This is a genomic window from Pseudomonas sp. B6001 (assembly GCF_013386015.1).
GTDB lineage: Bacteria > Pseudomonadota > Gammaproteobacteria > Pseudomonadales > Pseudomonadaceae > Aquipseudomonas.
Genome location: NZ_JACAOX010000001.1, coordinates 44,933 through 67,036 on the forward strand (window position 1 = coordinate 44,933; position 22,104 = coordinate 67,036).

The 22,104-nt window shown below is 62.9% G+C and carries 16 protein-coding genes; 10 read left to right on the top strand and 6 right to left on the bottom strand.

From position 1 onward, the window contains the following. Nucleotides 1-32: 32 nt before the first annotated feature. The 4 genes from HX821_RS00195 to HX821_RS00210 are packed head-to-tail and all read right to left on the bottom strand — an operon-like array spanning nucleotide 33 to nucleotide 8,785. The gene (locus tag HX821_RS00195; RefSeq protein WP_177019607.1) at nucleotides 33-1,454 is read right to left on the bottom strand and encodes an efflux transporter outer membrane subunit; all 1,422 of its coding nucleotides are present in this window, start codon (nucleotides 1,452-1,454) and stop codon (nucleotides 33-35) included. After that, nucleotides 1,451-4,576: an efflux RND transporter permease subunit gene (locus HX821_RS00200; RefSeq protein WP_177035220.1), complete on the bottom strand. Its 3,126-nt coding sequence runs from the start codon at nucleotides 4,574-4,576 to the stop codon at nucleotides 1,451-1,453. Before HX821_RS00200 ends, HX821_RS00195 begins: the two co-directional genes overlap by 4 nt. Nucleotides 4,577-4,581: 5 nt before the next feature. Continuing rightward, a complete protein-coding gene (locus HX821_RS00205; RefSeq protein ID WP_177035110.1) occupies nucleotides 4,582-7,644 on the bottom strand; it encodes an efflux RND transporter permease subunit in 3,063 nt (1,020 codons plus the stop codon). Between the two features lie 13 nt (nucleotides 7,645-7,657). Continuing rightward, on the bottom strand, nucleotides 7,658-8,785 hold the full coding sequence (locus HX821_RS00210) for an efflux RND transporter periplasmic adaptor subunit (protein ID WP_177035111.1): 1,128 nt from the start codon (nucleotides 8,783-8,785) through the stop codon (nucleotides 7,658-7,660). 241 nt (nucleotides 8,786-9,026) lie between these two features. On the opposite strand from HX821_RS00210, the gene HX821_RS00215 reads away from it, so the two are divergent. After that, the gene (locus HX821_RS00215; RefSeq protein ID WP_003210590.1) at nucleotides 9,027-9,632 is read left to right on the top strand and encodes a TetR/AcrR family transcriptional regulator; all 606 of its coding nucleotides are present in this window, start codon (nucleotides 9,027-9,029) and stop codon (nucleotides 9,630-9,632) included. Between the two features lie 138 nt (nucleotides 9,633-9,770). On the opposite strand, the gene HX821_RS00220 is transcribed toward HX821_RS00215, so the two are convergent. After that, nucleotides 9,771-10,211, bottom strand: a complete 441-nt coding sequence (locus HX821_RS00220; protein WP_003210592.1) for a heme-binding protein — start codon at nucleotides 10,209-10,211, stop codon at nucleotides 9,771-9,773. Nucleotides 10,212-10,478: 267 nt separating this feature from the next. Here HX821_RS00220 and gcl point away from each other — a divergent pair, with 267 nt between their 5' ends. From gcl to HX821_RS00260, 8 genes are all read left to right on the top strand, one after another. Continuing rightward, entirely contained in the window at nucleotides 10,479-12,254 is a 1,776-nt protein-coding gene (gene gcl / locus HX821_RS00225) for a glyoxylate carboligase (RefSeq protein WP_003210593.1), read from the top strand. A gap of 10 nt (nucleotides 12,255-12,264) precedes the next feature. After that, nucleotides 12,265-13,047: a hydroxypyruvate isomerase gene (gene hyi, locus HX821_RS00230; RefSeq protein WP_003210594.1), complete on the top strand. Its 783-nt coding sequence runs from the start codon at nucleotides 12,265-12,267 to the stop codon at nucleotides 13,045-13,047. Between the two features lie 176 nt (nucleotides 13,048-13,223). Next, entirely contained in the window at nucleotides 13,224-14,114 is an 891-nt protein-coding gene (locus HX821_RS00235) for a 2-hydroxy-3-oxopropionate reductase (protein WP_003210595.1), read from the top strand. Nucleotides 14,115-14,292: 178 nt separating this feature from the next. Next, nucleotides 14,293-15,588: a glycerate kinase gene (locus tag HX821_RS00240; RefSeq protein WP_003210596.1), complete on the top strand. Its 1,296-nt coding sequence runs from the start codon at nucleotides 14,293-14,295 to the stop codon at nucleotides 15,586-15,588. Continuing rightward, complete coding sequence (pyk, locus tag HX821_RS00245; protein WP_177035112.1) at nucleotides 15,578-16,993, top strand: pyruvate kinase; 1,416 nt, start codon at nucleotides 15,578-15,580, stop codon at nucleotides 16,991-16,993. Before HX821_RS00240 ends, pyk begins: the two co-directional genes overlap by 11 nt. Nucleotides 16,994-17,122: 129 nt before the next feature. Continuing rightward, nucleotides 17,123-17,998, top strand: coding sequence for an urea transporter (locus tag HX821_RS00250; RefSeq protein WP_177035113.1), 876 nt, complete (start codon nucleotides 17,123-17,125; stop codon nucleotides 17,996-17,998). A gap of 31 nt (nucleotides 17,999-18,029) precedes the next feature. Further along, nucleotides 18,030-18,854: an ion transporter gene (locus HX821_RS00255; RefSeq protein WP_177008368.1), complete on the top strand. Its 825-nt coding sequence runs from the start codon at nucleotides 18,030-18,032 to the stop codon at nucleotides 18,852-18,854. Nucleotides 18,855-18,961: 107 nt separating this feature from the next. Next, nucleotides 18,962-19,966: a sulfate ABC transporter substrate-binding protein gene (locus tag HX821_RS00260; RefSeq protein ID WP_003210600.1), complete on the top strand. Its 1,005-nt coding sequence runs from the start codon at nucleotides 18,962-18,964 to the stop codon at nucleotides 19,964-19,966. 141 nt (nucleotides 19,967-20,107) lie between these two features. Here the strand turns inward: HX821_RS00260 and HX821_RS00265 are convergent, their stop codons facing one another. Continuing rightward, nucleotides 20,108-20,722, bottom strand: coding sequence for a DUF5666 domain-containing protein (locus tag HX821_RS00265; RefSeq protein WP_003210601.1), 615 nt, complete (start codon nucleotides 20,720-20,722; stop codon nucleotides 20,108-20,110). 178 nt (nucleotides 20,723-20,900) lie between these two features. Between HX821_RS00265 and HX821_RS00270 the strand changes: the two genes are divergently transcribed. Continuing rightward, a complete protein-coding gene (locus HX821_RS00270) occupies nucleotides 20,901-22,097 on the top strand; it encodes an MFS transporter (RefSeq protein WP_032899318.1) in 1,197 nt (398 codons plus the stop codon). The last annotated feature ends 7 nt before the right edge of the window (nucleotides 22,098-22,104 follow it).

Consider the following 22,104-nt stretch of genomic DNA (forward strand, 5'->3'; position numbering starts at 1 on the left):
ATAACGCGGCGCACACCGGGTTAGCGAGCCGTTCAGCGCGCAGGCGTTTGCCAGCCCCCGCCAAGGCTCTGGATCAGCGCCACACTGCCCTGGCTGAGCTGGCCCTGGGTGTCGCGAAGATTCTGCTCGGCTTGCAGCAACACCAGTTGCTGGGTCAGCACGGCCTCCTGGCTCACGGTGCCGGCGCGCAACTGTGCTTCCTGGCTGCCGAACAGTTGCTGATTACGCTGGTACACCTGCTGGAACGCATCGGCCTGGGTTTGCAGGTGGTTGATTGCCGACAGGTTGTCTTCAACGTTCTGCAAGGCGCTGAGCACGGTGCCCTTGTAGGTCGCGGCGATCTGGTCATAGCTGGCCTCGGCCTGCTTGACCGCCGCTTCGCGGGCGCCGCCATCGAACAGGGTTTCCGCCAGCGCCGGGCCCAACGTCCAGATGCGATTGGGCAGGGAGAACAACCCGCCCAACGCACTGCCGCGGTAACCGGCCTCGGCAGTAAGATCCAGGGTCGGGAAGAATGCGGCTTCAGCCACGCCGATTTTCGCGTTGGCCGCCGCTGCCGAGCGCTCCGCCGCCACCACATCGGGACGCCGTTGCAGCAGGGTCGACGGCAAGGTCAACGGTGGCCGCGGGACCACGAAGCTGTAGTCATTGCGCACCGCCACGCTGAATTCACTCGGCGCCACGCCCACCAGCACGGCCAGCGCGTGTTCGTATTGCTCGCGGTCGCGCAGGGAGGTCTGCAAGTCGGCAATCGAGGTGGTCAACTGGTCCTGAGCCACCAGCAACTGGTCGTTGGTGGCGACGCCCTGGGTGAACTGCACCTGGATCATGTCCAGCAGTTGCTGGTTGATCTTCTGTTGTTGCTGCAACAGGCGCACGTCGATGTCCATCTGCCGCAGGGCGAGGTAGTTACTCGCCACGCTGGAACTGATGGACAGCCGCACCCCGGCCAGCAACGCATCCGATTGCTGGGCCGTCGCCTGGCTGGACTCTATCCCGCGCCGCACCAGGCCCCACAGGTCCGGCTCCCAACTGGCGGTCAAGGTTGCGCTGACACTGTTCTGCACGCCGCCCGCCGTGGTACCGGTGGTGGACGTGCCGCTACCACTGCCTGCCGTTCCCCGCGAACCCGACAACCCCACGCCCACCGTCGGCCACAAACCGGCCCGGCTGGACGCCACCTGCGCCTGAGCCAAACGGTACGCGGCCTCCGCCGCGATGATCGATTGGTTGGCCTTGGCCGAGCGCGCCACCAGGTCGTTCAGCACCGGGTCCTGATAGGCCAGCCACCACTGGCTGTCCATCGCCCCTTGGGGGTTAGCCGCCGCGCGCTGCCACTGCGCGCCTTCCTTGAACGACTGCGGCAGCTCCATGGCGGGCTTCTGGTAATCGGGCCCGACCATGCAGCCGCCGAGCAGCAGGCTGATGCAAAGCACGCTGTATTTCACGTTCATAACCTTGCTTCCTTACGCCGACCCAGGCGCTGTGACGCCCGGTCGAGCCACAGGTAGATCACCGGGGTGGTGTACAGCGTCAGCACCTGGCTGAACAGCAGGCCACCAATAATCGAAATCCCCAACGGCCGGCGCAACTCAGAGCCATAACCGGTGCCGAGCACCAGCGGCAGCGCGCCAAGGATCGCCGCCAGGGTGGTCATCATGATCGGCCGGAAACGGATCAGGCACGCCCGGCGAATCGCTTCCTTGGCCGTGAGGCCGAACTCCCGCCGCTCGGTGATCGCGAAGTCGATCATCATGATCGCGTTTTTCTTCACGATACCAATCAACAGAATCACCCCCACCAGCGCAATGATCGACAGCTCGGTGCCGGTCAGCAGCAAGGCGATCAACGCACCGACGCCGGCCGAGGGCAAGGTCGAAAGAATGGTCAGCGGGTGCGTCAGGTTTTCGTAGAGGATGCCCAGCACGATATACACGCACAGTAACGCAGCGACGATCAGCAGTGGCTCACTGGCCACCGACGACTGGAACACCTGGGCCGTACCGGCAAACTGGCCGACCACACTGGCGGGCATGCGCAGTTGCTTCACCGCATCGTCCACCATCGCCGTGGCCTGGCCGATGGACGTGCCGGGCGCCAGGTTGAACGAGACTGTCACCGCCGGGAACGTGCCCTGGTGACTGATGGAAATTGCGGTGCGCGCCACCGTGTTATCCGCCAGTGCCGAGAGTGGCACCAGGGTCTGCCCGGTGGTCAGGTTGGGCGCCGCCGTGGTGCCCTTGGTGGTCGTGGCCTGGGTGCCCGTCGGCACATAAATGCCCTTGAGCGCGGAAGGGTCGGTCCAGTATTCCGGAGCGATTTCCATCACCACGTGGTACTGGTTGGCCGCGCGATACAGGGTCGCGACCTGGCGCTGGCCAAAGGCGTCGTACAGCGTCTGGTCGACCGCCGAGACTCTCACCCCGAGGCGCGCCGCCGTGTCCCGGTTGATTTGCACATTGGCCAGCAAGCTGTTGTCTTGCTGGTCGGTATTGAGGTCGGTGAGTTGCGGCAATTTGCGCAGCACCGCCACCACCTTGGGCACCCATTCGTCCAGCGACTCCTGGTCATCGGCGGTCAGGGTGTATTGGTATTGCGCGCCACTTTGCCGGCCACCCACGGTGATGTCCTGGGCCGACTGCAAATACAGCTTGGTGCCCGGCAAGTCGCCAAGGCTGCGGCGGATCTGGCCGATGATTTCGGTGGCGTTGTCCTTGCGCTCGCCCAGGGGCTTGAGCAATACAAACATCTGCGCGCTGTTGACCGCCCCGCCGCCCCCTCCGCCACCGCCGACAAACCCGGCGACGGTTTCGATGTTCGGGTTTTTCATCACCTTGCGGTTGATCTCGGTGAAGTCCTTCTGCATCGCCCCATAGGAAATGCTCTGGTTCGCCAGGATGCTGCCCTGCAAGCGTCCGGTGTCTTCCTGGGGGAAAAAGCCCTTGGGCACCAGCACGTACAACACGCCGGCGAGCACGATCACCAACACCGTCACAAAACCCATCAGCACCGTATGGTCGATCACCCAACCGAGGGTGCGATCGTAGAAGCGGTGAAAGCGCGAGTCCGGGTGTTCATTGCCTTCATGAATCGCTTTCGGCGCGCGCAGCAGCACGCTGGCGAGCATCGGTGTAACCGTCAGCGAGATCAGCATCGAGATCACGATGGCCACCGACAACGACACCGAAAACTCGCGGAACAGCCGCCCGACAATCCCGCCCATCAGCAGCAGCGGAATAAACACCGCCACCAGCGACACGCTGATGGTCAGTACCGTGAAGCCGACTTCCTGGGCACCGGCCAGCGCCGCTTCCACCCGGGTCTTGCCGCGCTCCAGGTGGCGCATGATGTTTTCCACCACCACAATCGCATCGTCCACCACAAAGCCGGTGGAAATCGTCAGCGCCATGAGTGACAGGTTGTTCAGGCTGTAGCCGAGGAAGTACATCGCGCCGAAGGTGCCGAGCAGCGACAGCGGCACCACAATCGCCGGCACCAGGGTGCTGCGCCAGTCGCGGAAGAAGCCGAAGGTCACCAGGGTCACCAGCAGGATCGACACCAGCAACGTGATCTCGACGTCATGCAACGAGGCGCGAATGGTGGTGGTGCGGTCCATCAGCAGGTTGAGCTTGATCGTCGCCGGAATCGAGCTTTGCAGGAACGGCAGCGAGGCTTTCACCGCGTCCACCGTTTCGATCACGTTGGCGCCCGGCTGCTTGAACACCACCAGCAGTACCGCCGGCTTGCCGTTGGACAGGCCGAAGTTGCGCAGGTCCTGCACGTCTTCGCGCACGTAGCCCAGGTCGGCGATATGGATCAGGTCGCCGTTGTGGGCCTTGACCACCAGCGGCCCGTAGTCCTTTTCATCGAGCAACTGGTCATTCGCCGCAATGCCGTAGTTACGGTCGCCGATGGCCACGTTGCCCTTGGGCAAGTTGACGTTGGAGGCGTTGATCACCTGGCGCACCTGCTCCAGGCTGACGCCGTACTGGTTGAGCCGATCGGGGTTCAATTCCACCCGCACCGCCGGCAGCGCCCCGCCGCCCACCGTCACGTCACCGACCCCGGTGGTCTGCAACAACTTCTGCTCCAACAGGGTCGAGGCCACGTCATACATCTGCCCCGGCGTGGCGCTGTCGGAGGTCAGGCTGATGATCAGAATCGGCGAATCCGCCGGGTTGACCTTGCGGTACGTCGGGTTGCCGGACAGGTCGCTGGGCAGGTTGCTGCGGGCGGCATTGATCGCCGCCTGCACATCCCGCGCGGCGCCGTCGATGTCGCGATTCAGGTCGAACTGCAAAATGATCCGCGCCGAGCCCAAGCTGCTGGATGAGGTCATCTGCGTGACCCCGGCGATCTGCCCGAACTGGCGCTCCAGGGGCGTGGCCACTGAACTGGCGACGGTGGTCGGATCGGCGCCGGGCAACGAGGCGCTGACGCTGATGGTCGGGAAATCCACCTCCGGCAACGGCGCCACCGGCAACAGCATGAAGGCCAGCGCGCCAAACAGCGCGAGGCCGGCCGCCATCAAGGTGGTTGCAATCGGGCGGCGAACAAACGGCGCGCTGAGGTTCATTGCCATCAGACCGCTTCAGCCGGGCGGCGGCTGAAGCGCTGCCCCAGGCCGTGCATGGCGAGGAAGATCACCGGCGTGGAAAACAGCGTCAGCAACTGACTGAGCAACAACCCGCCGATAATCGCGATGCCCAGCGGGTGACGCAGCTCCGAACCAATCCCCGTACCGAGCGCCAGCGGCACCGCGCCGAACAGCGACGCCATGCTGGTCATCAGGATCGGCCGGAACCGCAACTCTGCCGCCTGGCGGATCGCGGCCGTGGGGCTCAGGCCGCCCTCGCGTAACAACTCCAGGGCAAAGTCGACCATCATGATGCCGTTTTTCATCACGATGCCGATCAGCAGCACAATGCCGATCAATCCGATAATGTCGAACTGTGTGCCGGTCACCAGCAGTGCCAGCAAGGCCCCGAGCGCTGCCGAGAGCAGCGTCGAAAGGATCGTCACCGGGTGCACGAAGCTTTCGTACAGAATCCCCAGCATCAGGTACACCACCACAATCGCCGCCACCACCAGGAATACCTGGTTGGACAGCGACTGTTCGAACGTCGCCGCCGCGCCTTCCAGGTTGGCCTGCACCGACAGCGGCAAGCCGACCTTGGCCTCGATGTCCTTGAGCCGCGTGACCGCCGCGCCAAGGGTCTGGCCGGGCGCTAGGTTGAACGAAACGTCGGCATACGGAAACTGGCCCAGCCGGTTGATGGTGACGGGCGCCCGCACCACCTGCAGGGTCGCCATGCTCGACAGCGGCGCCACACCGCCACCGGGAATGTCCACGTACAACCCGGTGAGCAGGTCCGGCAAGTTGCGCGGCGGATGGTCGGTGGCGATCACCACGTGGTACTGGTTGAGCTGGGTGTAGATCGTCGAGACCTGGCGCTGGCCGAAGGCGTCATACAGCACGTCGTCAATCGCCTGGGGCGTGATGCCGAGGCGCGAGGCGGTGGCGCGGTCAAAGGTCAGCTGGATCTGATTGCCGAATTGCATCGCCTGGCTTTGCACGTCGGTGAACATCGGATCTTGCTTGATCGCCGCCAGCAGCTTGTTCGTCCACGTTTCCAGCTCGTCCGGATCGGTGGCTTGCAGGCCCAGGCGGTAGCTGGTGGTGGACACCGTGGCGTCGAGGGTCAGGTCCTGTACCGAGTGCAGGTACAGGCGGATCCCGGCGTCGTCGGCGTTGGCATCGGAGAGCCGGCGGATCACCTCGGTGGCACTGTCACGCTCGCCGCGCGGCTTGAGGTTGATCAGCAGGTTGCCCTGGTTGATGGTCGGGTTGGTCTGGTCGATACCCACAAAGGACGACAGGCTTTGCACCGCCGGGTCCTTGAGGATTCGCGCGGCCAGGCGCTGTTGTTCGGTCTGCATCTGCTGGAACGAAACGGTCGGCGCGGCTTGGGAAATGCCCTGGATCAGCCCGGTGTCCTGGTCGGGGAAAAAGCCCTTGGGCATGATCACCAGAATCATCAGGGTCAGCGCGGCGGTGAGCGCTATCGAGATCAGGGTCAAGGTGCGGTGCGCCAACACCCAGTCAAGGCCACGCACGTAGTGGGTGTTGATGCGGTCGAAGAAATCCGCGCGGCGTTCCTGGTGCTTATTCTTGAGCATCCGCGCGCACATCATCGGCGTGAGGGTCAGGGAGATGAACGCCGAGATAACGATGGTCACGGCCACGGTCATGGCGAATTCGCGGAACAGCCGGCCGACCACATCGCCCATGAACAGCAGCGGGATCATCACTGCAATCAGCGCAATCGACAGCGAAATAATCGTGAAACCGATTTGCTCCGACCCCTTGAGCGCCGCCTCCAGCGGCGAGTCGCCCGCCTCGATATAGCGCGTGATGTTTTCGATCATCACGATGGCGTCGTCCACCACGAATCCGATGGCGATAGTCAGCGCCATCAGTGTCAGGTTGTTCAGGGAAAAGCCCAGCGCATAAGCCACCGCCAGGGTGCCCACCAGCGTCAGCGGCACGGTGACTGCCGGAATAACCGTCGCCGCAACGTCGCGCAGGAAAATGAAAATCACGATCACCACCAGCAGCACCGCCACCGCCAGTTCGTACTGCACATCGGTGACCGAGGCGCGGATGGTTTGCGTGCGGTCGGTCAGCACATCGACCTTCAAGGTACCCGGCAAACTGGCCCGCAGCTTGGGCAGCAATTGCTGCACGCGGTCGACCACCTGAATCACATTGGCGCCTGGCTGGCGCTGGATGTTCAGCACAATCGACGGCGTGCTGTTGGTCCACGCAGCCTGGCGCGGGTTCTCCGGGCCCTGGGTGGAACTGGCGATCTGCGACAGGCGAATCGGCGCGCCATTTTTATAGGCGATCACCAGGTCGCGGTATTCCTCGGCCGATTGCAGCTGGTCGTTGGCACCAATCGAATACGCCTGGAACTTGCCGTCGATATTGCCCTTGGCCTGGTTGACGTTGGCCGTGCCGAGGGAGGTGCGCAGGTCATCAATGGACAGGCCGAGGCTATTGAGCGCCGAGGTATTCGCCTCGACCCGCACCGCCGGGCGCTGACCGCCGCTGATGGTCACCAGGCCGACGCCAGTGATCTGCGAGATCTTCTGCGCCAGCCGTGTATCCGCCAGGTCCTCGACCTTGGTCAGCGGCAACACATCGGAGGTCAGGGACAGGGTCAGCACCGGCGCATCCGCCGGATTGACCTTGCTGTATACCGGTGGGTACGGCAGGTTGGCCGGCAGGAAGGTGCCGGCGGCGTTGATCGCGGCCTGCACTTCCTGCTCTGCCACATCCAGGGACAGCGACAGGTCAAATTGCAGGGTCACCACCGAAGCGCCGTCGGAGCTGGTGGAGTTCATGGACTTGAGGCCCGGCATCTCGCCGAGCTGGCGCTCCAGCGGCGCGGTGATCGAGGAGCTGACCACGTCCGGGCTGGCGCCGGGGTATTGGGTGAAGACCTGGATGGTCGGGTAGTCGACTTCAGGCAACGCCGACACCGACAACAGGTGATACCCCAACATGCCCAGCAACAGCACCGCGACCATCATCAAGGTGGTGGCGACGGGACGTTCGATAAAGGGCCGCGAAATGTTCATGCTCGGCAGCTCCTCACTGGGCGACGACCTTCACGGCCGAACCGTCATCCAGTTTGTCGGCGCCTTCGGTGATCACCTGTTCGCCTGGCTTGACCCCGTTTTCGAGTACCGCCGACACATCGCCCATCGATGGGCCGGTCTTGATGTTGCGCAGGCTGGCCTTGTCGCCATTCACCACGAACACGAAATCGCCCTTGCTGCCATGCTGGATCGCCCGGGTGGGCACCACGGCAACCTGGGCCAGGGTGTCGGCCTTCAGGCGCGCATTGACGAACTGGTTGGGGAACAGCGCACTGCCCGAATCATCGAACTGCGCCTTGACCTTGATGGTGCCGGTGGAGGTGTCTACCTGGTTGTCCAGGGCCAACAGGCTGCCGGTGGCCAGCAGGGCTTTCTTGTTGCGGTCGTAGGCCAGCACCGTCACGGCGCCACGGCCCAGGGCCTGGTTGATTGCACCCAGGTCGTCCTCGGGGACCGCGAACACCACGGTGGCCGGGTTCATCTGGGTAATCACCACGATGCCGGTGGTGCTGGTGGTGGTGACGTAATTGCCGGGGTCGACCAGGCGCAGGCCCACCACACCGTCGACCGGCGAGGTGATGGTGCAGTAGCCGACCTGCACTTCAAGGTTCTGCACATTGCCCTGGTCGGCAGCCACGGTGCCCAGTTGTTGCTGGACCAAGGACGCCTGGGTGTCGACGGTTTGCTGGCTGGTAGAGCCGGCCTTGACCAGTTCGCGGTAGCGCACCAGATCGCGCTGGGCATTGCTCAACACAGCCTGGTCGTGGGCCAGGGTACCCTTGGCCACGGCCAGTTGGGCCTTGAGAGCACGGTCATCGATCCGCGCAATCACCTGGCCCTTGCTGACGTGCTGGCCTTCCTTGAATTCCACGCTGCTGAGGATGCCATCGACCTGGGTGACCACGGTCACACTGCGGGTGGGGGTGACGGTGCCGAGGGCATCGATATACACCGGCACGTCCTGCAACACCACCGGCACCACGGCCACCGGTTCGCCGGTGGCGGCCGGCCGGCCTTTGTGCCCGCCTGCAAAGAAGTGCAAACCCAGGGCAATCAACAACGCTACCAGTAACAACGTGCCAACGGCCCAGGCGAACGTACGTCGTCTGCTTTTCTCCACGGGTTTCTCTCTCGAACGCCGAAAACAGGAAGCGGCGGCCAGGCTAAATGGCCGCTCGCTGCCTGAACTCTAGCAGCGCGCTGGAGCTGTGCCTGTACGACCGTGAATGCGTTCAGCATCAAGACAGACAAAGTCAGCTGGGCGCCCCGCCATGCAAGGGCTGCGGCGGGATTCTTGAGCCCTGCGCAAAGCCGGTGCTACCATGCCAGACCGCCTGTCTTGGCAAGGAACCTCCTGGTCTATGAGCACCATTCGCGAGCGCAACAAAGAACTGATCCTGCGGGCTGCCAGTGAGGAGTTTGCCGACAAGGGCTTCGCCGCGACCAAAACCAGCGACATCGCCGCCAAGGCCGGGCTGCCCAAGCCCAACGTCTACTACTACTTCAAGTCCAAGGACAACCTCTATCGCGAGGTGCTCGAAAGCATTATCGAGCCGATCCTGGCGGCCTCCACACCATTCAATCCTGATGGCGACCCTTCGGCCGTGCTGAGCGGGTACATCCGCTCGAAGATCTGCATCTCCCGGGATTTGCCGTTTGCCTCGAAAGTGTTTGCCAGTGAGATCATGCACGGCGCCCCGCATTTAAGCCCCGAGCAGGTGGAACAGCTGAATGCCCAGGCCAAGCACAACATCGACTGCATCCAGAGCTGGGTGGACCGTGGGCTGATTGCGCCGATTGATCCGCATCACCTGATGTTCAGCATTTGGGCGGCGACGCAGACGTATGCGGATTTTGACTGGCAGATTTCAGCGGTGACCGGCAAGGCGAAGTTGGATGAAGCGGATTATGAGGCGGCGGCGCAGACGATTATTCGGTTGGTGTTGAAGGGGTGTGAGCGGGACTGATAGACCGCAGCGTCTTCAAGATTCGCGAGCAAGCCCGCCCCCACATTTGAATTTGTGCCAGACATAAATTGTTTAAACGCCGCAGATCCAATGTGGGAGCGGGCTTGCTCGCGAAGAGGCCTGACCAGTCACCTCACATCAAGCAGTAACCCCCGCATCCGCCAACAACCCCAACCCCTCGATCGCACTGATCGCACACTGCTCGTCAATATCCGACGTATCCCCGCTGATCCCGATCGCGCCCAGCACCACACCCGCCTGATCCCGGATCAACACCCCGCCTGGCGCCGGCACCACGCTGCCCTGCCCCAGGCTGTTCAACGCGGCAATAAACGCCGGCCGTTGCTGTGCGTCCAGCGCCAGCAAGCGCGAGCCCTTGCCCAGGGCTATCGCACCCCAGGCCTTGCCAATCGCGATCTGCGGGCGCAGCAGGCTCGCGCCATCCTCGCGCTGCAACGTTATCAAATGCCCGCCGCTGTCGAGTACCGCAACGGTCAGCGGTGCCGCCGAAATGGTGCGGCCTGCCGCGATGGCGTGGCTGGCCAGGTTGACTGCGACTTTCAAGGTTAAAGCGCTCATGGGTGCCGTCCTTATCTTGTTATGGGAAAGCCGTGGAGCTCTGTCTGATCAGAAGCTCGATCAAACAAATAGAACACAATATATTTATTTTTTGTATACAATATTTCGAAACATACGCACCACACGTCGAAATATTCCCGTCCATAAGCCTTCCGACGAACGTAAAGGCCACCCAAGAAAATGGATTGACCTGCCCCGCTCGCCGTGAATACACTTCGGACCAACACCACTTGTATACAATTACAAAACGCAAGAGGCACCAAAACCATGAGCAAAATGAGAGCAATCGAAGCCGCTGTCCTGGTGATGCGCCGTGAAGGGGTCGACACTGCCTTCGGTATCCCGGGCGCCGCGATCAACCCGCTGTATTCGGCCTTGCAGAAGGTCGGTGGCATCGATCACGTCCTTGCTCGCCACGTTGAAGGCGCCTCGCACATGGCCGAGGGCTACACCCGCACCAAGGCCGGCAATATCGGCGTGTGCATCGGCACCTCGGGCCCGGCGGGCACCGACATGGTCACCGGCCTGTACAGCGCCTCGGCGGACTCGATCCCGATCCTGTGCATCACCGGCCAGGCGCCACGGGCACGCATGCACAAGGAAGACTTCCAGGCTGTCGACATCACCAGCATCGTCAAGCCGGTGACCAAGTGGGCGACCACCGTCCTGGAACCCGGCCAGGTGCCGTATGCCTTCCAGAAGGCCTTCTATGAAATGCGCTCCGGTCGCCCCGGCCCGGTGCTGATCGACCTGCCATTCGACGTACAAATGGCCGAGATCGAATTTGACATCGACGCCTACCAACCACTGCCCCTGGCCAAGCCTTTGGCGACCCGCATCCAGGTGGAAAAAGCCCTGGCCCTGCTGGACCAGGCCGAGCGCCCATTGCTGGTGAGCGGTGGTGGCGTGATCAACGCCGACGCCAGCGAACTGCTGGTGGAATTCGCCGAGTTGACCGGCATCCCGGTGATCCCGACCCTGATGGGCTGGGGCACGATCCCGGACGATCACCCGCAGATGGTGGGCATGGTCGGCCTGCAAACGTCCCACCGTTATGGCAACGCCACGATGTTGAAATCGGACGTGGTGCTGGGCATCGGTAACCGCTGGGCCAACCGTCACACCGGTTCGGTGGAGGTGTACACCGAGGGCCGCAAATTCATTCACGTGGACATCGAGCCGACGCAAATCGGCCGCGTGTTCACCCCGGACCTGGGCATCGTTTCCGACGCCGGCTCTGCATTGACCATGTTCATTGAAGTGGCCCGCGAGTGGAAAGCCGCCGGCAAGCTCAAGGACCGCAGCGCCTGGCTCCACGATTGCCAGCAGCGCAAGGCCACCCTGCACCGCAAGACCCACTTCGACAACGTGCCGGTCAAGCCGCAACGGGTGTACGAAGAGATGAACCAGGTGTTCGGCAAAGACACCTGCTACGTCAGCACCATCGGCCTGTCGCAGATTGCCGGCGCGCAGTTCCTGCACGTCTACAAGCCACGCCACTGGATCAACTGCGGCCAGGCCGGCCCGCTCGGCTGGACCATTCCGGCGGCACTGGGTGTGGTCAAGGCGGACCCGACCCGCAACGTCGTGGCACTGTCCGGTGACTATGACTTCCAGTTCATGATCGAAGAGCTGGCCGTGGGCGCACAGTTCAAGCTGCCGTACATCCACGTGGTGGTGAACAACTCCTACCTGGGGCTGATCCGCCAGGCCCAGCGCGGGTTTGAAATGGACTACTGCGTGCAGCTGTCCTTCGACAACCTCAACGCACCGGAACTCAACGGTTACGGCGTCGACCACGTGGCCGTCGCCGAAGGCCTGGGTTGCAAGGCCCTGCGGGTGTTCGAGCCGGGCCAGATCCAGCCGGCACTGCGCAAGGCTCAGGAAATGATCGAAGAATTCAAGGTTCCGGTGATCGTTGAGATTATTCTGGAGCGGGTGACCAATATTTCCATGGGCACCGAGATCAACGCCGTCAACGAATTCGAAGATCTGGCACTGGTGGGCAACGACGCGCCGACTGCCATTTCACTGCTCGATTAAGGAGAACCCCATGCCGCGTTTTGCCGCCAACCTGTCCATGCTGTTTACCGAACAGGACTTTCTTGCCCGTTTCAAAGCCGCCGCCGACGCGGGGTTCAGTGGTGTGGAATACCTGTTTCCCTATGAATTCAGCTCAGCTGAAATCAAGGCGCAACTCGATGCCCACGGCCTGACCCAAGTGCTGTTCAACCTGCCGGCCGGTGACTGGGCCAAGGGCGAACGCGGCCTGGCCTGCCACCCGGACCGGGTCGAGGAGTTCCGTGCCGGGGTCAACCTGGCCATCGCCTACGCCCAGGTACTGGGCAATACCCAGGTCAACTGCCTGGCGGGGATTCGCCCGGCCGGCGTGGATGACGCGACGCTTGAAAAAACCTTCGTCGCCAACCTCAAGTACGCCGCCGACAAGCTGCAGGCGGTGGGCATCAAGCTTGTGATGGAGATGATCAATACCCGCGACATCCCGGGCTTCTACCTGAACAACACGGCGCAGGCCCTGTCGATTCGCGAGCAGGTGGGCAGTGCCAACCTGTTCCTGCAATACGACATCTATCACATGCAAATCATGGAAGGCGACCTGGCCCGCACCATGGCTGCGCACCTGGGTGAGATCAACCACATCCAGCTGGCGGACAACCCGGGGCGCAACGAGCCGGGGACCGGTGAGATCAACTACCGCTTCCTGTTCGAACATTTGGACCGCATCGGTTATCAGGGTTGGGTCGGCTGTGAGTACAAGCCGTTGACCACCACCGAAGCGGGTTTGGGTTGGCTCAAAAGCCACAACGCGATCTAACTGAACAAACACAGCACCCAATGTGGGAGCGGGCTTGCTCGCGAAAGCGGTGGATCAGTCGACATCAATGCTGAATGTCGGCCCCCATTCGCGAGCAAGCCCGCTCCCACAGTGGATCTCCTGTGTTTAGCAGGCCGCGCCAGGCCTGCACACCTAACAATAAGAGGATTTTCGTCATGGCTAAAATCGGATTTATCGGCACCGGCATCATGGGCCAACCCATGGCTGCCAACCTGCAAAAGGCCGGTCACCAACTGTTTCTTTCCGAGCATCACGGCAAGGCGCCGGCTGAACTGATCAGCGCTGGTGCGGTGGCCCTGGCCAATCCGCAGCAAGTGGCCCAGGAAGCCGAGTTCATCATCGTCATGGTGCCCGACACTCCGCAGGTCGATGATGTGCTGTTCCGCGCCGACGGCGTTGCCGCAGGCCTTGGGCCGAACAAAGTGGTGATCGACATGAGTTCGATCTCGCCCACCGCCACCAAGGCCTTCGCCGCGAAGATCAACGAGACCGGCGCACGCTACCTCGACGCCCCGGTGTCCGGTGGTGAAGTCGGTGCCAAGGCCGGCACGCTGAGCATCATGATCGGCGGCGACCCGCACACCTTCGAACGCGCCCTGCCGCTGTTCCAGGCCATGGGCAAGAACATCACCCTGGTGGGCGGCAATGGCGATGGCCAGACCGCCAAGGTGGCCAACCAGATCATCGTTGCGTTGAACATCCAGGCGGTGGCGGAAGCGCTGCTGTTCGCCTCGAAGAACGGCGCCGACCCGGCCAAGGTGCGTGAAGCACTGATGGGGGGGTTTGCTTCGTCGAAAATCCTCGAAGTGCATGGCGAGCGCATGATCAAGGGCACCTTCGATCCGGGCTTCCGCATCAACCTGCACCAGAAGGATCTGAACCTGGCCCTGGCCGGTGCCAAGGAGCTGGGGATCAACCTGCCGAACACCGCCGGCACCCAGCAGGTGTTCAGCACCTGCACCGCCATCGGTGGCGGCAACTGGGACCACTCGGCGCTGATCAAGGGCCTGGAACATATGGCGAATTTTTCGATTCGCGATAAATAACCCCCGTTGAAATGCGATCGAATGTGGGAGCGGGCTTGCTCGCGAAAGCGGTGTATCAGTCAGCATGGATGTCGAATGGTAGACCGCTTTCGAGAGCAAGCCCGCTCCCACATTTTTGACCGCATTTCACATCGAATTTGATGCACCCCTAATAACAAGAATCCCCGGGAGCCCGCTTATGTCGGTCGATCCGCAACACCTGCTTCGCGAGCTGTTTGCCACAGCCATCGACGCCGCCCACCCCCGGCAAGTCCTCGAACCCTATCTGCCCGCCGACCGCAGCGGCCGTGTCATCGTGATCGGCGCCGGCAAAGCCGCCGCCGCCATGGCGCTGGTGGTGGAAAACTGCTGGCAAGGCGAAGTCTCGGGCCTGGTGGTCACCCGCTACGGCCACGGCGCACCCTGCAAGAAAATCGAGGTGGTCGAAGCCGCGCACCCGGTGCCGGATGCCGCAGGCCAGGCCGTGGCCAAGCGTGTGCTGGAGCTGATCAGCAACCTGGGCGAAGACGACCGCGTGATCTTCCTGCTCTCCGGCGGCGGCTCTGCACTGCTCGCCCTTCCGGCCGCCGGCATCACCCTGGCGGACAAGCAAGCGATCAACAAGGCCCTGCTCAAATCCGGCGCCACCATCGGCGAGATGAACTGCGTGCGCAAGCACCTCTCGGCGATCAAGGGCGGGCGCCTGGCCAAGGCAAGCTGGCCTGCCACCGTCTACACCTACGCGATTTCCGATGTACCGGGCGACCAGGCCACGGTCATCGCTTCCGGCCCCACTGTTGGCGACCCCAGTACCTCGCAACAGGCGCTGGCGATTCTCAAGCGCTACCAGATTGAAATCCCGGCGTCGGTGCGCACCTGGCTGCAAAGCCCGGAGTCGGAAACCGTCAAGCCCGGGGACCCGGTGCTGGCCCGCAGCCATTTCCAACTGATCGCCCGTCCGCAGCAATCCCTGGAAGCGGTGGCGGTGAAAGTCCGCCAGGCCGGTTTCAGCCCGCTGATCCTCGGCGACCTGGAAGGCGAAGCGCGGGACGTGGCCAAGGTGCACGCCGGTATCGCCCGGCAAATCATCCAGCACGGCCAACCCCTGGCGGCGCCTTGCGTGATCCTCTCCGGCGGCGAAACCACCGTCACCGTACGCGGCAATGGCCGTGGCGGACGCAACGCCGAATTCCTGCTGAGCCTCACCGACAGCCTCAAGGGCCTGCCCGGCGTCTACGCCCTGGCGGGTGACACCGACGGCATCGACGGCTCGGAAGACAACGCCGGCGCGATCATGACGCCCACCAGCTACGCCCGCGCCGAAGCCCTGGGCTTGAGCGCCAGTGACGAGCTGGACAACAACAATGGCTACGGTTACTTCGCGGCCCTCGACGGCTTGATCATCACCGAGCCGACCCGCACCAACGTCAACGATTTCCGCGCCATTCTGATTCTTGAAAGCCCTGAAAGAGAGTCCCCTGAACATGACGCCTGATAAGAAGGTCAAGATCCTCGCCACGCTGGGCCCGGCCACCGACAGCATCGACGACATCCGCGAGCTGGTGGAAGCCGGGGTGAATATCTTTCGCCTGAACTTCAGCCATGGCGATCATGCCGACCACGCCCAACGCTACCAGTGGATTCGCCAGGTGGAGCGCCAGCTCAATTATCCCCTCGGCATCCTGATGGACCTGCAAGGGCCGAAGCTGCGGGTGGGGCGTTTTGCCGAAGGAAAAGTGCAACTGATTCGCGGCCAGGCCCTGCGCCTGGACCTCGACCCGACACCCGGTGACCAGCGGCGAGTCAACCTGCCCCACCCGGAAATCATCGCGGCCCTGCAGCCCGGCATGGACCTGCTGCTGGACGACGGCAAGCTGCGCCTGCGGGTGATCACCAAGCACGCCGATGCCATCGACACCACCGTGCTCAACGGCGGCGAACTGTCGGACCGTAAAGGCGTGAACGTACCCCAGGCATTGCTGGAGCTCAGCCCGCTGACCGCCAAGGACCGCCGCGACCTGAGCTTCGGCCTGGAGCTGGGAGTGGACTGGGTGGCGCTGTCGTTTGTGCAACGCCCGGAAGACATCCGCGAAGCCCGCGAGTTGATCGGCGACAAGGCGTTCCTGATGGCCAAGATCGAGAAGCCCTCGGCGGTGCAGCGCCTGCAGGAAATCGCCGAGCTGAGCGACGCGATCATGGTCGCCAGAGGCGACCTGGGGGTGGAAGTGCCGGCGGAAAGCGTGCCGCAAATCCAGAAGGACATCATTGGTGTGTGCCGCCAGTTGGGTAAACCGGTGGTGGTGGCCACGCAGATGCTTGAATCCATGCGCTTCTCCCCGGCGCCGACCCGTGCCGAGGTCACCGACGTGGCCAACGCAGTGGCGGAAGGGGCGGACGCGGTGATGCTGTCGGCGGAAACCGCTTCCGGTGAATACCCGTTGGAGGCCGTGCTGATGATGAGCAAGATCATTCGCCAGGTGGAAAATGGCCCGGATTACCACACCCAGCTGGACGTCAGCCGGCCCAAGGCGGATGCCACGGTGTCGGACGCCATCAGCTGTGCGATCCGCCGTATCAGCAGCATCCTGCCGGTGGCAGTGCTGGTGAACTACAGCGAGTCGGGCAGCTCCACCTTGCGGGCGGCGCGGGAACGGCCGGCGGTGCCGATTCTGAACCTGACACCGAACCTGTCGACGGCGCGACGCTTGAGCGTGGCGTGGGGCGTGCATTCGGTGGTGAACGATCGGCTGCGGCAGGTGGATGAGGTGTGTTCCACGGCGTTGGAGATTGCCCAGGCACAGGGTATGGCGGAGCGTGGGGATACGTTGGTGATTACTGCTGGGGTGCCATTCGGGCAGCCGGGGTCGACCAACTCGTTGCGGATCGAGACATTGATCTAATCCCCTGTGGCGAGGGAGCTTGCTCCCGCTGGACTGCGCAGCAGGCCCATCTTTTGGGGCCGCTGCGCGCCCCAGCGGGAGCAAGCTCCCTCGCCACAAGATTCGGCGCTTTCCTGCAGATTATTGATCATGCCCAACCAACCCTGCCCCGACTGGGCCGAAGCCCTGCTCAACGGCTTCAGCCAGATATTCCTGCAGCGCCACCCGCTGTGTGGCCTGCTCTGCCTGCTGGCGATCCTGATCGGCGCCCCGGCCCTGCTCGGCGGCGCGCTGCTGGGCGGTGTCGCCGGCTTGCTGACCGCCCAACGCCGCGGCTATCCCAAGGCCGAACGCCAGGCCGGTCTCTATAGCTACAACGGCGTGCTGCTCGGCTTGCTGATCAGCCAGCACTTCAGCTGGTCGGCACTGCTGCCGCCGTTGATTCTCGCCTGCGGTGGCCTCAGCGCAATCCTCACTCGCCAGTGGCTCAAACGCGCCGCCAACCCCGATGACCTGCCCGCCTACACCGCACCGTTTGTGGTACTCGGCTGGCTGCTGCTGGGCACCACCGCGCCCGCCGCATTTGCCGCCAGCGAACCCGGCATCTGGGCGCTACTCTGCGCGCCGTTCACAGGTCTGGCCCAAGTCATCCTGATGGACCAACCCCTCGCCGGCCTGCTGATCGCCCTCGGTCTTGTAATAGCCAGCCGCCGCGCGGCCTTGTGGGCGCTGACCGGCGCGAGCCTCGGCGTGTTGATCGCCCTGTTGATGGACGAGCCCGCCAGCGCCCTGCTCGGCCTGCACAGCTATAACCCGGCATTGGCCGCCCTGGCCCTCAGCCAGCATCGTCGCCAACCCTGGCTGCCGCTGATCGGCATCCTGCTGGCGATCATCCTCACGCCCGGCTTCACCGGCCTCAACCTGCCCGCGCTGACCGCGCCGTTTATCCTTGCCGCCTGGCTGGTGCGCGCCAGTCAGCGGGTGATGCAGAAAACCCGCATGGACAGCCCCTTCGAATCCCCCTAGGCTTCGCTGATCTTCGATTCAGGCGACTTCCATGGACAGCAACAAGCACTGGCGTGAGCGTCTCTACGTCATGGTTTTCCAAAGTGACACCCCGGCCGGCCGACGCTTCGACAGCACCCTGTTGCTGATCATCCTGGCCAGCCTGGTGATCGTGATCCTCGACAGCATCCAGGAGGTCCACGACAACTACGCCAACGTGCTGGCCTATATCGAGTGGGGCTTCACCATCATCTTCGCCATCGAGTACGGCCTGCGGCTGTACTGCTCGCCCAAGCCGTTGCGCTATGCCTTCAGCTTTTATGGGCTGGTGGATTTGCTGGCGATCGTGCCCGGGATCCTCGCGCTGTACTACAGCGACGCGCAGTACCTGCTGATTATCCGAATCATCCGGATGCTGCGGATTTTCCGCGTGCTCAAGCTCGGCCCGTACCTCAAGCAGGCCAACTACCTGATGTCGGCGCTGCGGGGCAGCAAGCAGAAGATCGTGGTGTTCCTGGTCAGCGTCTGCACCCTGGTCACGGTGTTCGGCACCTTGATGTACGTGATCGAAGGCCCGGAGCACGGCTTTACCAGTATTCCCAAGGGCATCTATTGGGCAATCGTGACGCTGACCACCGTGGGTTTTGGCGATATCGTGCCGAAGACCCCGCTGGGCCAGGTGATTTCGTCGCTGGTGATGATCACCGGTTATTCGATCATCGCGGTGCCCACCGGGATCTTCACCGCCGAACTGGCCAACGCCATGCGCGGTGAGCAATTGCAAACGGATTGCCCGGTGTGCAAGAAAAACAGCCATGAGCCCAATGCAGCGTTTTGCTCACGGTGTGGCAGCGCGCTTTTCAAGAAACTGGAATAAGCAAAGTTCTTTTTAATCTTTAAGCGACTATGCGCCCCCCCGTTATAGTCGCCGGCATATTGCCCCCATGCGTTTCAAAAACCTTCTCGAACAACAAGGAATGAGCAGTGAAAAAACTCGTTAGTGCCTCTCTCCTGGCCGCCGGCCTCGCACTGGCTGGCGTCGTCCAGGCCGCCCCGGTCACCCTGCTCAACGTCTCCTATGACGTGATGCGTGACTTCTACAAGGACTACAACGCCGCCTTCCAGAAGCACTGGGCCGCCGAGCATCCAAACGACAAGCTGACCCTGCAGATGTCCTTCGGTGGTTCGAGCAAACAAGCGCGCTCGGTGATCGACGGCCTGCCGGCTGACGTGATCACCATGAACATGGCCACCGACATCAACGCCCTGGCGGACAACGGCAAACTGGTGCCGGACAACTGGGTTACCCGCCTGCCGAACAACAGTGCGCCGTTCACTTCGGCCACGGTGTTCATCGTGCGCAAAGGCAACCCGAAAGCCCTGAAAGACTGGCCGGACCTGCTCAAGGATGGCGTGCAAGTCATCGTGCCGAACCCGAAGACCTCCGGTAACGGCCGTTACACCTACCTCTCGGCCTGGGGTTATGTGCTGAAAAACGGTGGCGACGAAGAGAAGGCCAAGAAGTTCGTGGGTGACCTGTTCAAGCACGCACCCGTGCTGGACACCGGTGGCCGTGCCGCTACCACCACGTTCATGACCAACCAGATCGGCGACGTGCTGGTGACCTTTGAGAACGAAGCAGAAATGATCGCCCGTGAATTCGGCCGTGATCAGTTCGAAGTGATCTACCCGAGCGTTTCCGCAGAAGCTGAGCCGCCAGTGTCGATCGTCGACAAAGTGGTCGAGAAGAAAGGCACCAAAGTGGCTGCCGAGGAATACCTGAAGTACCTGTGGTCGCCGGAAGGCCAGGAAATTGCCGCCAACAATTACCTGCGTCCACGTGACCCGAAAGTGCTGGCCAAGTACACCGACCGTTTCCCGAAAGTCGACTTCCTGTCGGTAGAGAAGACCTTTGGCGACTGGCGCACCGTGCAGAAGACCCACTTCAATGATGGCGGGGTTTTTGACCAGATCTACTCCGGCCAATAAGCAGTTCTGACTGGAGAAACCCGGTCAAAAATGTGGGAGCGGGCTTGCTCGCGAAGGCGGTGGATCAGTCGGTACATCCGGTGACTGTCACACCGCATTCGCGAGCAAGCCCGCTCCCACATTTGTTTCAGTGTTCAGCGGTTACATCGGCGGTGTCACGCCATCCTTACCCGCGGAAATCGCCTGGGCCGTCACGCTCCCGTCCGCGCCCTTCGCCGCAAACATCACCACCTTCACCCCAGGCTTCAGCAAGCTGCGATCACCCGGCTCCAGGTTGACGATCGGCACATCATCCGGCACCACGATCTTCTGCTCGCCGCCCTTGTACTTGACGGTCAACGTGCGGCCATCGCTCACCACCAGGTCACCCACGGTGCCGTTGGTCATGCTGCTACCTTCCTTCAGGTCGAACGCACGGTGCCCATCGCCTGTACCGGCCATCGCCGGTGGGAATACATGCACTTCCAGCGCCGTCAGGGTGCCATCCGCGTTGGGCATGGCCGCCGAACCGATGTAACTGCCGGGCTTGATGTCTTCGATTTTTGCCAGGGTGACCGCACGCACCTGCGTGTCCTTGGTCAGGTGCACGGTGACGTCTTCACCGCTGTTGACCTTGACGTGCATCGCGTCGCCGTCCATCGCGGTAATCGCACCCCGCACGCCGACACGCGGGGCATCTGCGGCCTGGGCAACGCCCACGGTCATCAGCGCGGCCAGGCTGGAGGCCAGGAGCATCTTGTTGAATGTCGTCTTCATGGCAGTCGATTTCCTGTTTATGCAGTTGTGACTGAATGTATCATCGACCTTCAGCGCGAAAGTTAACGTTTCAGTCATTAATTCCCGGCATGAGTGTTATCACCACAGACAGGCTACCCGCGCCCGGGGCCAGTCTTTATCCTCGCTCGCCACAATCCTTCGCTTTTATGAGAACGCCATGAACGCCACGCCCCCCGCTACAAGCACGATGACCCGAGGCATGGTGATGCTGTTTGCGTTCTGTTGCGGCGCCATCGTCGCCAACATCTACTACGCGCAACCGATCATCGAGCTGATCGCCCCGGACATCGGCCTCACGCCGGCCATGGCCAGCCTGATCGTGTCCCTGACCCAGATCGGCTATGCCCTGGGCCTGTTCTTCCTGGTGCCGTTGGGCGACCTGCTGGAAAACCGCCGGCTGATGATCATCACCACCGTGGTGGCCATCGCCAGCCTGCTGGGTGCGGCGTTCACCGAACAGCCGAACCTGTTCCTGCTGGTGTCGCTGCTGATCGGCTTCAGCTCGGTGTCGGTACAGATCCTGATTCCGCTGGCGGCGCACCTGGCGCCGGCTGAATCCCGTGGCCGGGTGGTCGGCAGCATCATGGGTGGCCTGCTGCTGGGTATCCTGCTGGCGCGACCGGTGTCCAGCGTGGTGGCCGACCACTTCGGCTGGCGCGCCATGTTCATGGCCGCTGCGGCACTGATGGCGTTTATCAGCGTGGTGCTGATGCTGACCATCCCCAAGCGCCAACCGGATCACGCGGCCAGCTATGGCCAGTTGCTCGCCTCGCTGGGCACCTTGCTGCGCCGCCAGCCGGTGCTGCGCCAGCGCGCGTTTTACCAGGGCTGCATGTTCGCCACCTTCAGCCTGTTCTGGACCGCCGCCCCGCTGGAACTGTCACGCAACCACGGCCTGAGCCAAAGCCAGATCGCCCTGTTTGCCCTGGTCGGTGCCCTGGGCGCCATCGCCGCACCCATTGCCGGGCGCCTGGCGGATGCCGGCCACACCCACCGCGCTTCGCTGCTGGCGATGCTGTTTGCCGCACTGAGCTTCCTGCCGGCCTTCGTGCACCCGCTGTACAGCGTGATCGGCCTGGCGGTGACCGGCGTGGTCCTGGACTTCTGCGTGCAGATGAACATGGTCCTTGGCCAGCGCGCCATCTACGCCCTCGACGCCAACAGCCGTAGCCGACTGAACGCGCTGTACATGACCAGCATCTTCATCGGCGGCGCCTTCGGCTCGGCGATTGCCAGCAGCGTGTACGAACACGGCGGCTGGCTGGGGGTGATGCTGGTGGGCAGCGCATTCCCGCTGGTGGCGTTGCTGCGCTTCTTGAGCGCCTCGCGGCAAGGGGCGGTGGCGACTGCCTGACCGACCT

Bases quoted from the DNA above. Each gene is read 5' to 3' on its own strand.
- HX821_RS00195 (WP_177019607.1), bottom strand. From the start codon at position 1,454: ATGAACGTGAAATACAGCGTGCTTTGCATCAGCCTGCTGCTCGGCGGC.
- HX821_RS00200 (WP_177035220.1), bottom strand. From the start codon at position 4,576: ATGAACCTCAGCGCGCCGTTTGTTCGCCGCCCGATTGCAACCACCTTG.
- HX821_RS00205 (WP_177035110.1), bottom strand. From the start codon at position 7,644: ATGAACATTTCGCGGCCCTTTATCGAACGTCCCGTCGCCACCACCTTG.
- HX821_RS00215 (WP_003210590.1), top strand. From the start codon at position 9,027: ATGAGCACCATTCGCGAGCGCAACAAAGAACTGATCCTGCGGGCTGCC.
- HX821_RS00220 (WP_003210592.1), bottom strand. From the start codon at position 10,211: ATGAGCGCTTTAACCTTGAAAGTCGCAGTCAACCTGGCCAGCCACGCC.
- gcl (WP_003210593.1), top strand. From the start codon at position 10,479: ATGAGCAAAATGAGAGCAATCGAAGCCGCTGTCCTGGTGATGCGCCGT.
- hyi (WP_003210594.1), top strand. From the start codon at position 12,265: ATGCCGCGTTTTGCCGCCAACCTGTCCATGCTGTTTACCGAACAGGAC.
- HX821_RS00235 (WP_003210595.1), top strand. From the start codon at position 13,224: ATGGCTAAAATCGGATTTATCGGCACCGGCATCATGGGCCAACCCATG.
- HX821_RS00240 (WP_003210596.1), top strand. From the start codon at position 14,293: ATGTCGGTCGATCCGCAACACCTGCTTCGCGAGCTGTTTGCCACAGCC.
- pyk (WP_177035112.1), top strand. From the start codon at position 15,578: ATGACGCCTGATAAGAAGGTCAAGATCCTCGCCACGCTGGGCCCGGCC.
- HX821_RS00250 (WP_177035113.1), top strand. From the start codon at position 17,123: ATGCCCAACCAACCCTGCCCCGACTGGGCCGAAGCCCTGCTCAACGGC.
- HX821_RS00255 (WP_177008368.1), top strand. From the start codon at position 18,030: ATGGACAGCAACAAGCACTGGCGTGAGCGTCTCTACGTCATGGTTTTC.
- HX821_RS00265 (WP_003210601.1), bottom strand. From the start codon at position 20,722: ATGAAGACGACATTCAACAAGATGCTCCTGGCCTCCAGCCTGGCCGCG.
- HX821_RS00270 (WP_032899318.1), top strand. From the start codon at position 20,901: ATGAACGCCACGCCCCCCGCTACAAGCACGATGACCCGAGGCATGGTG.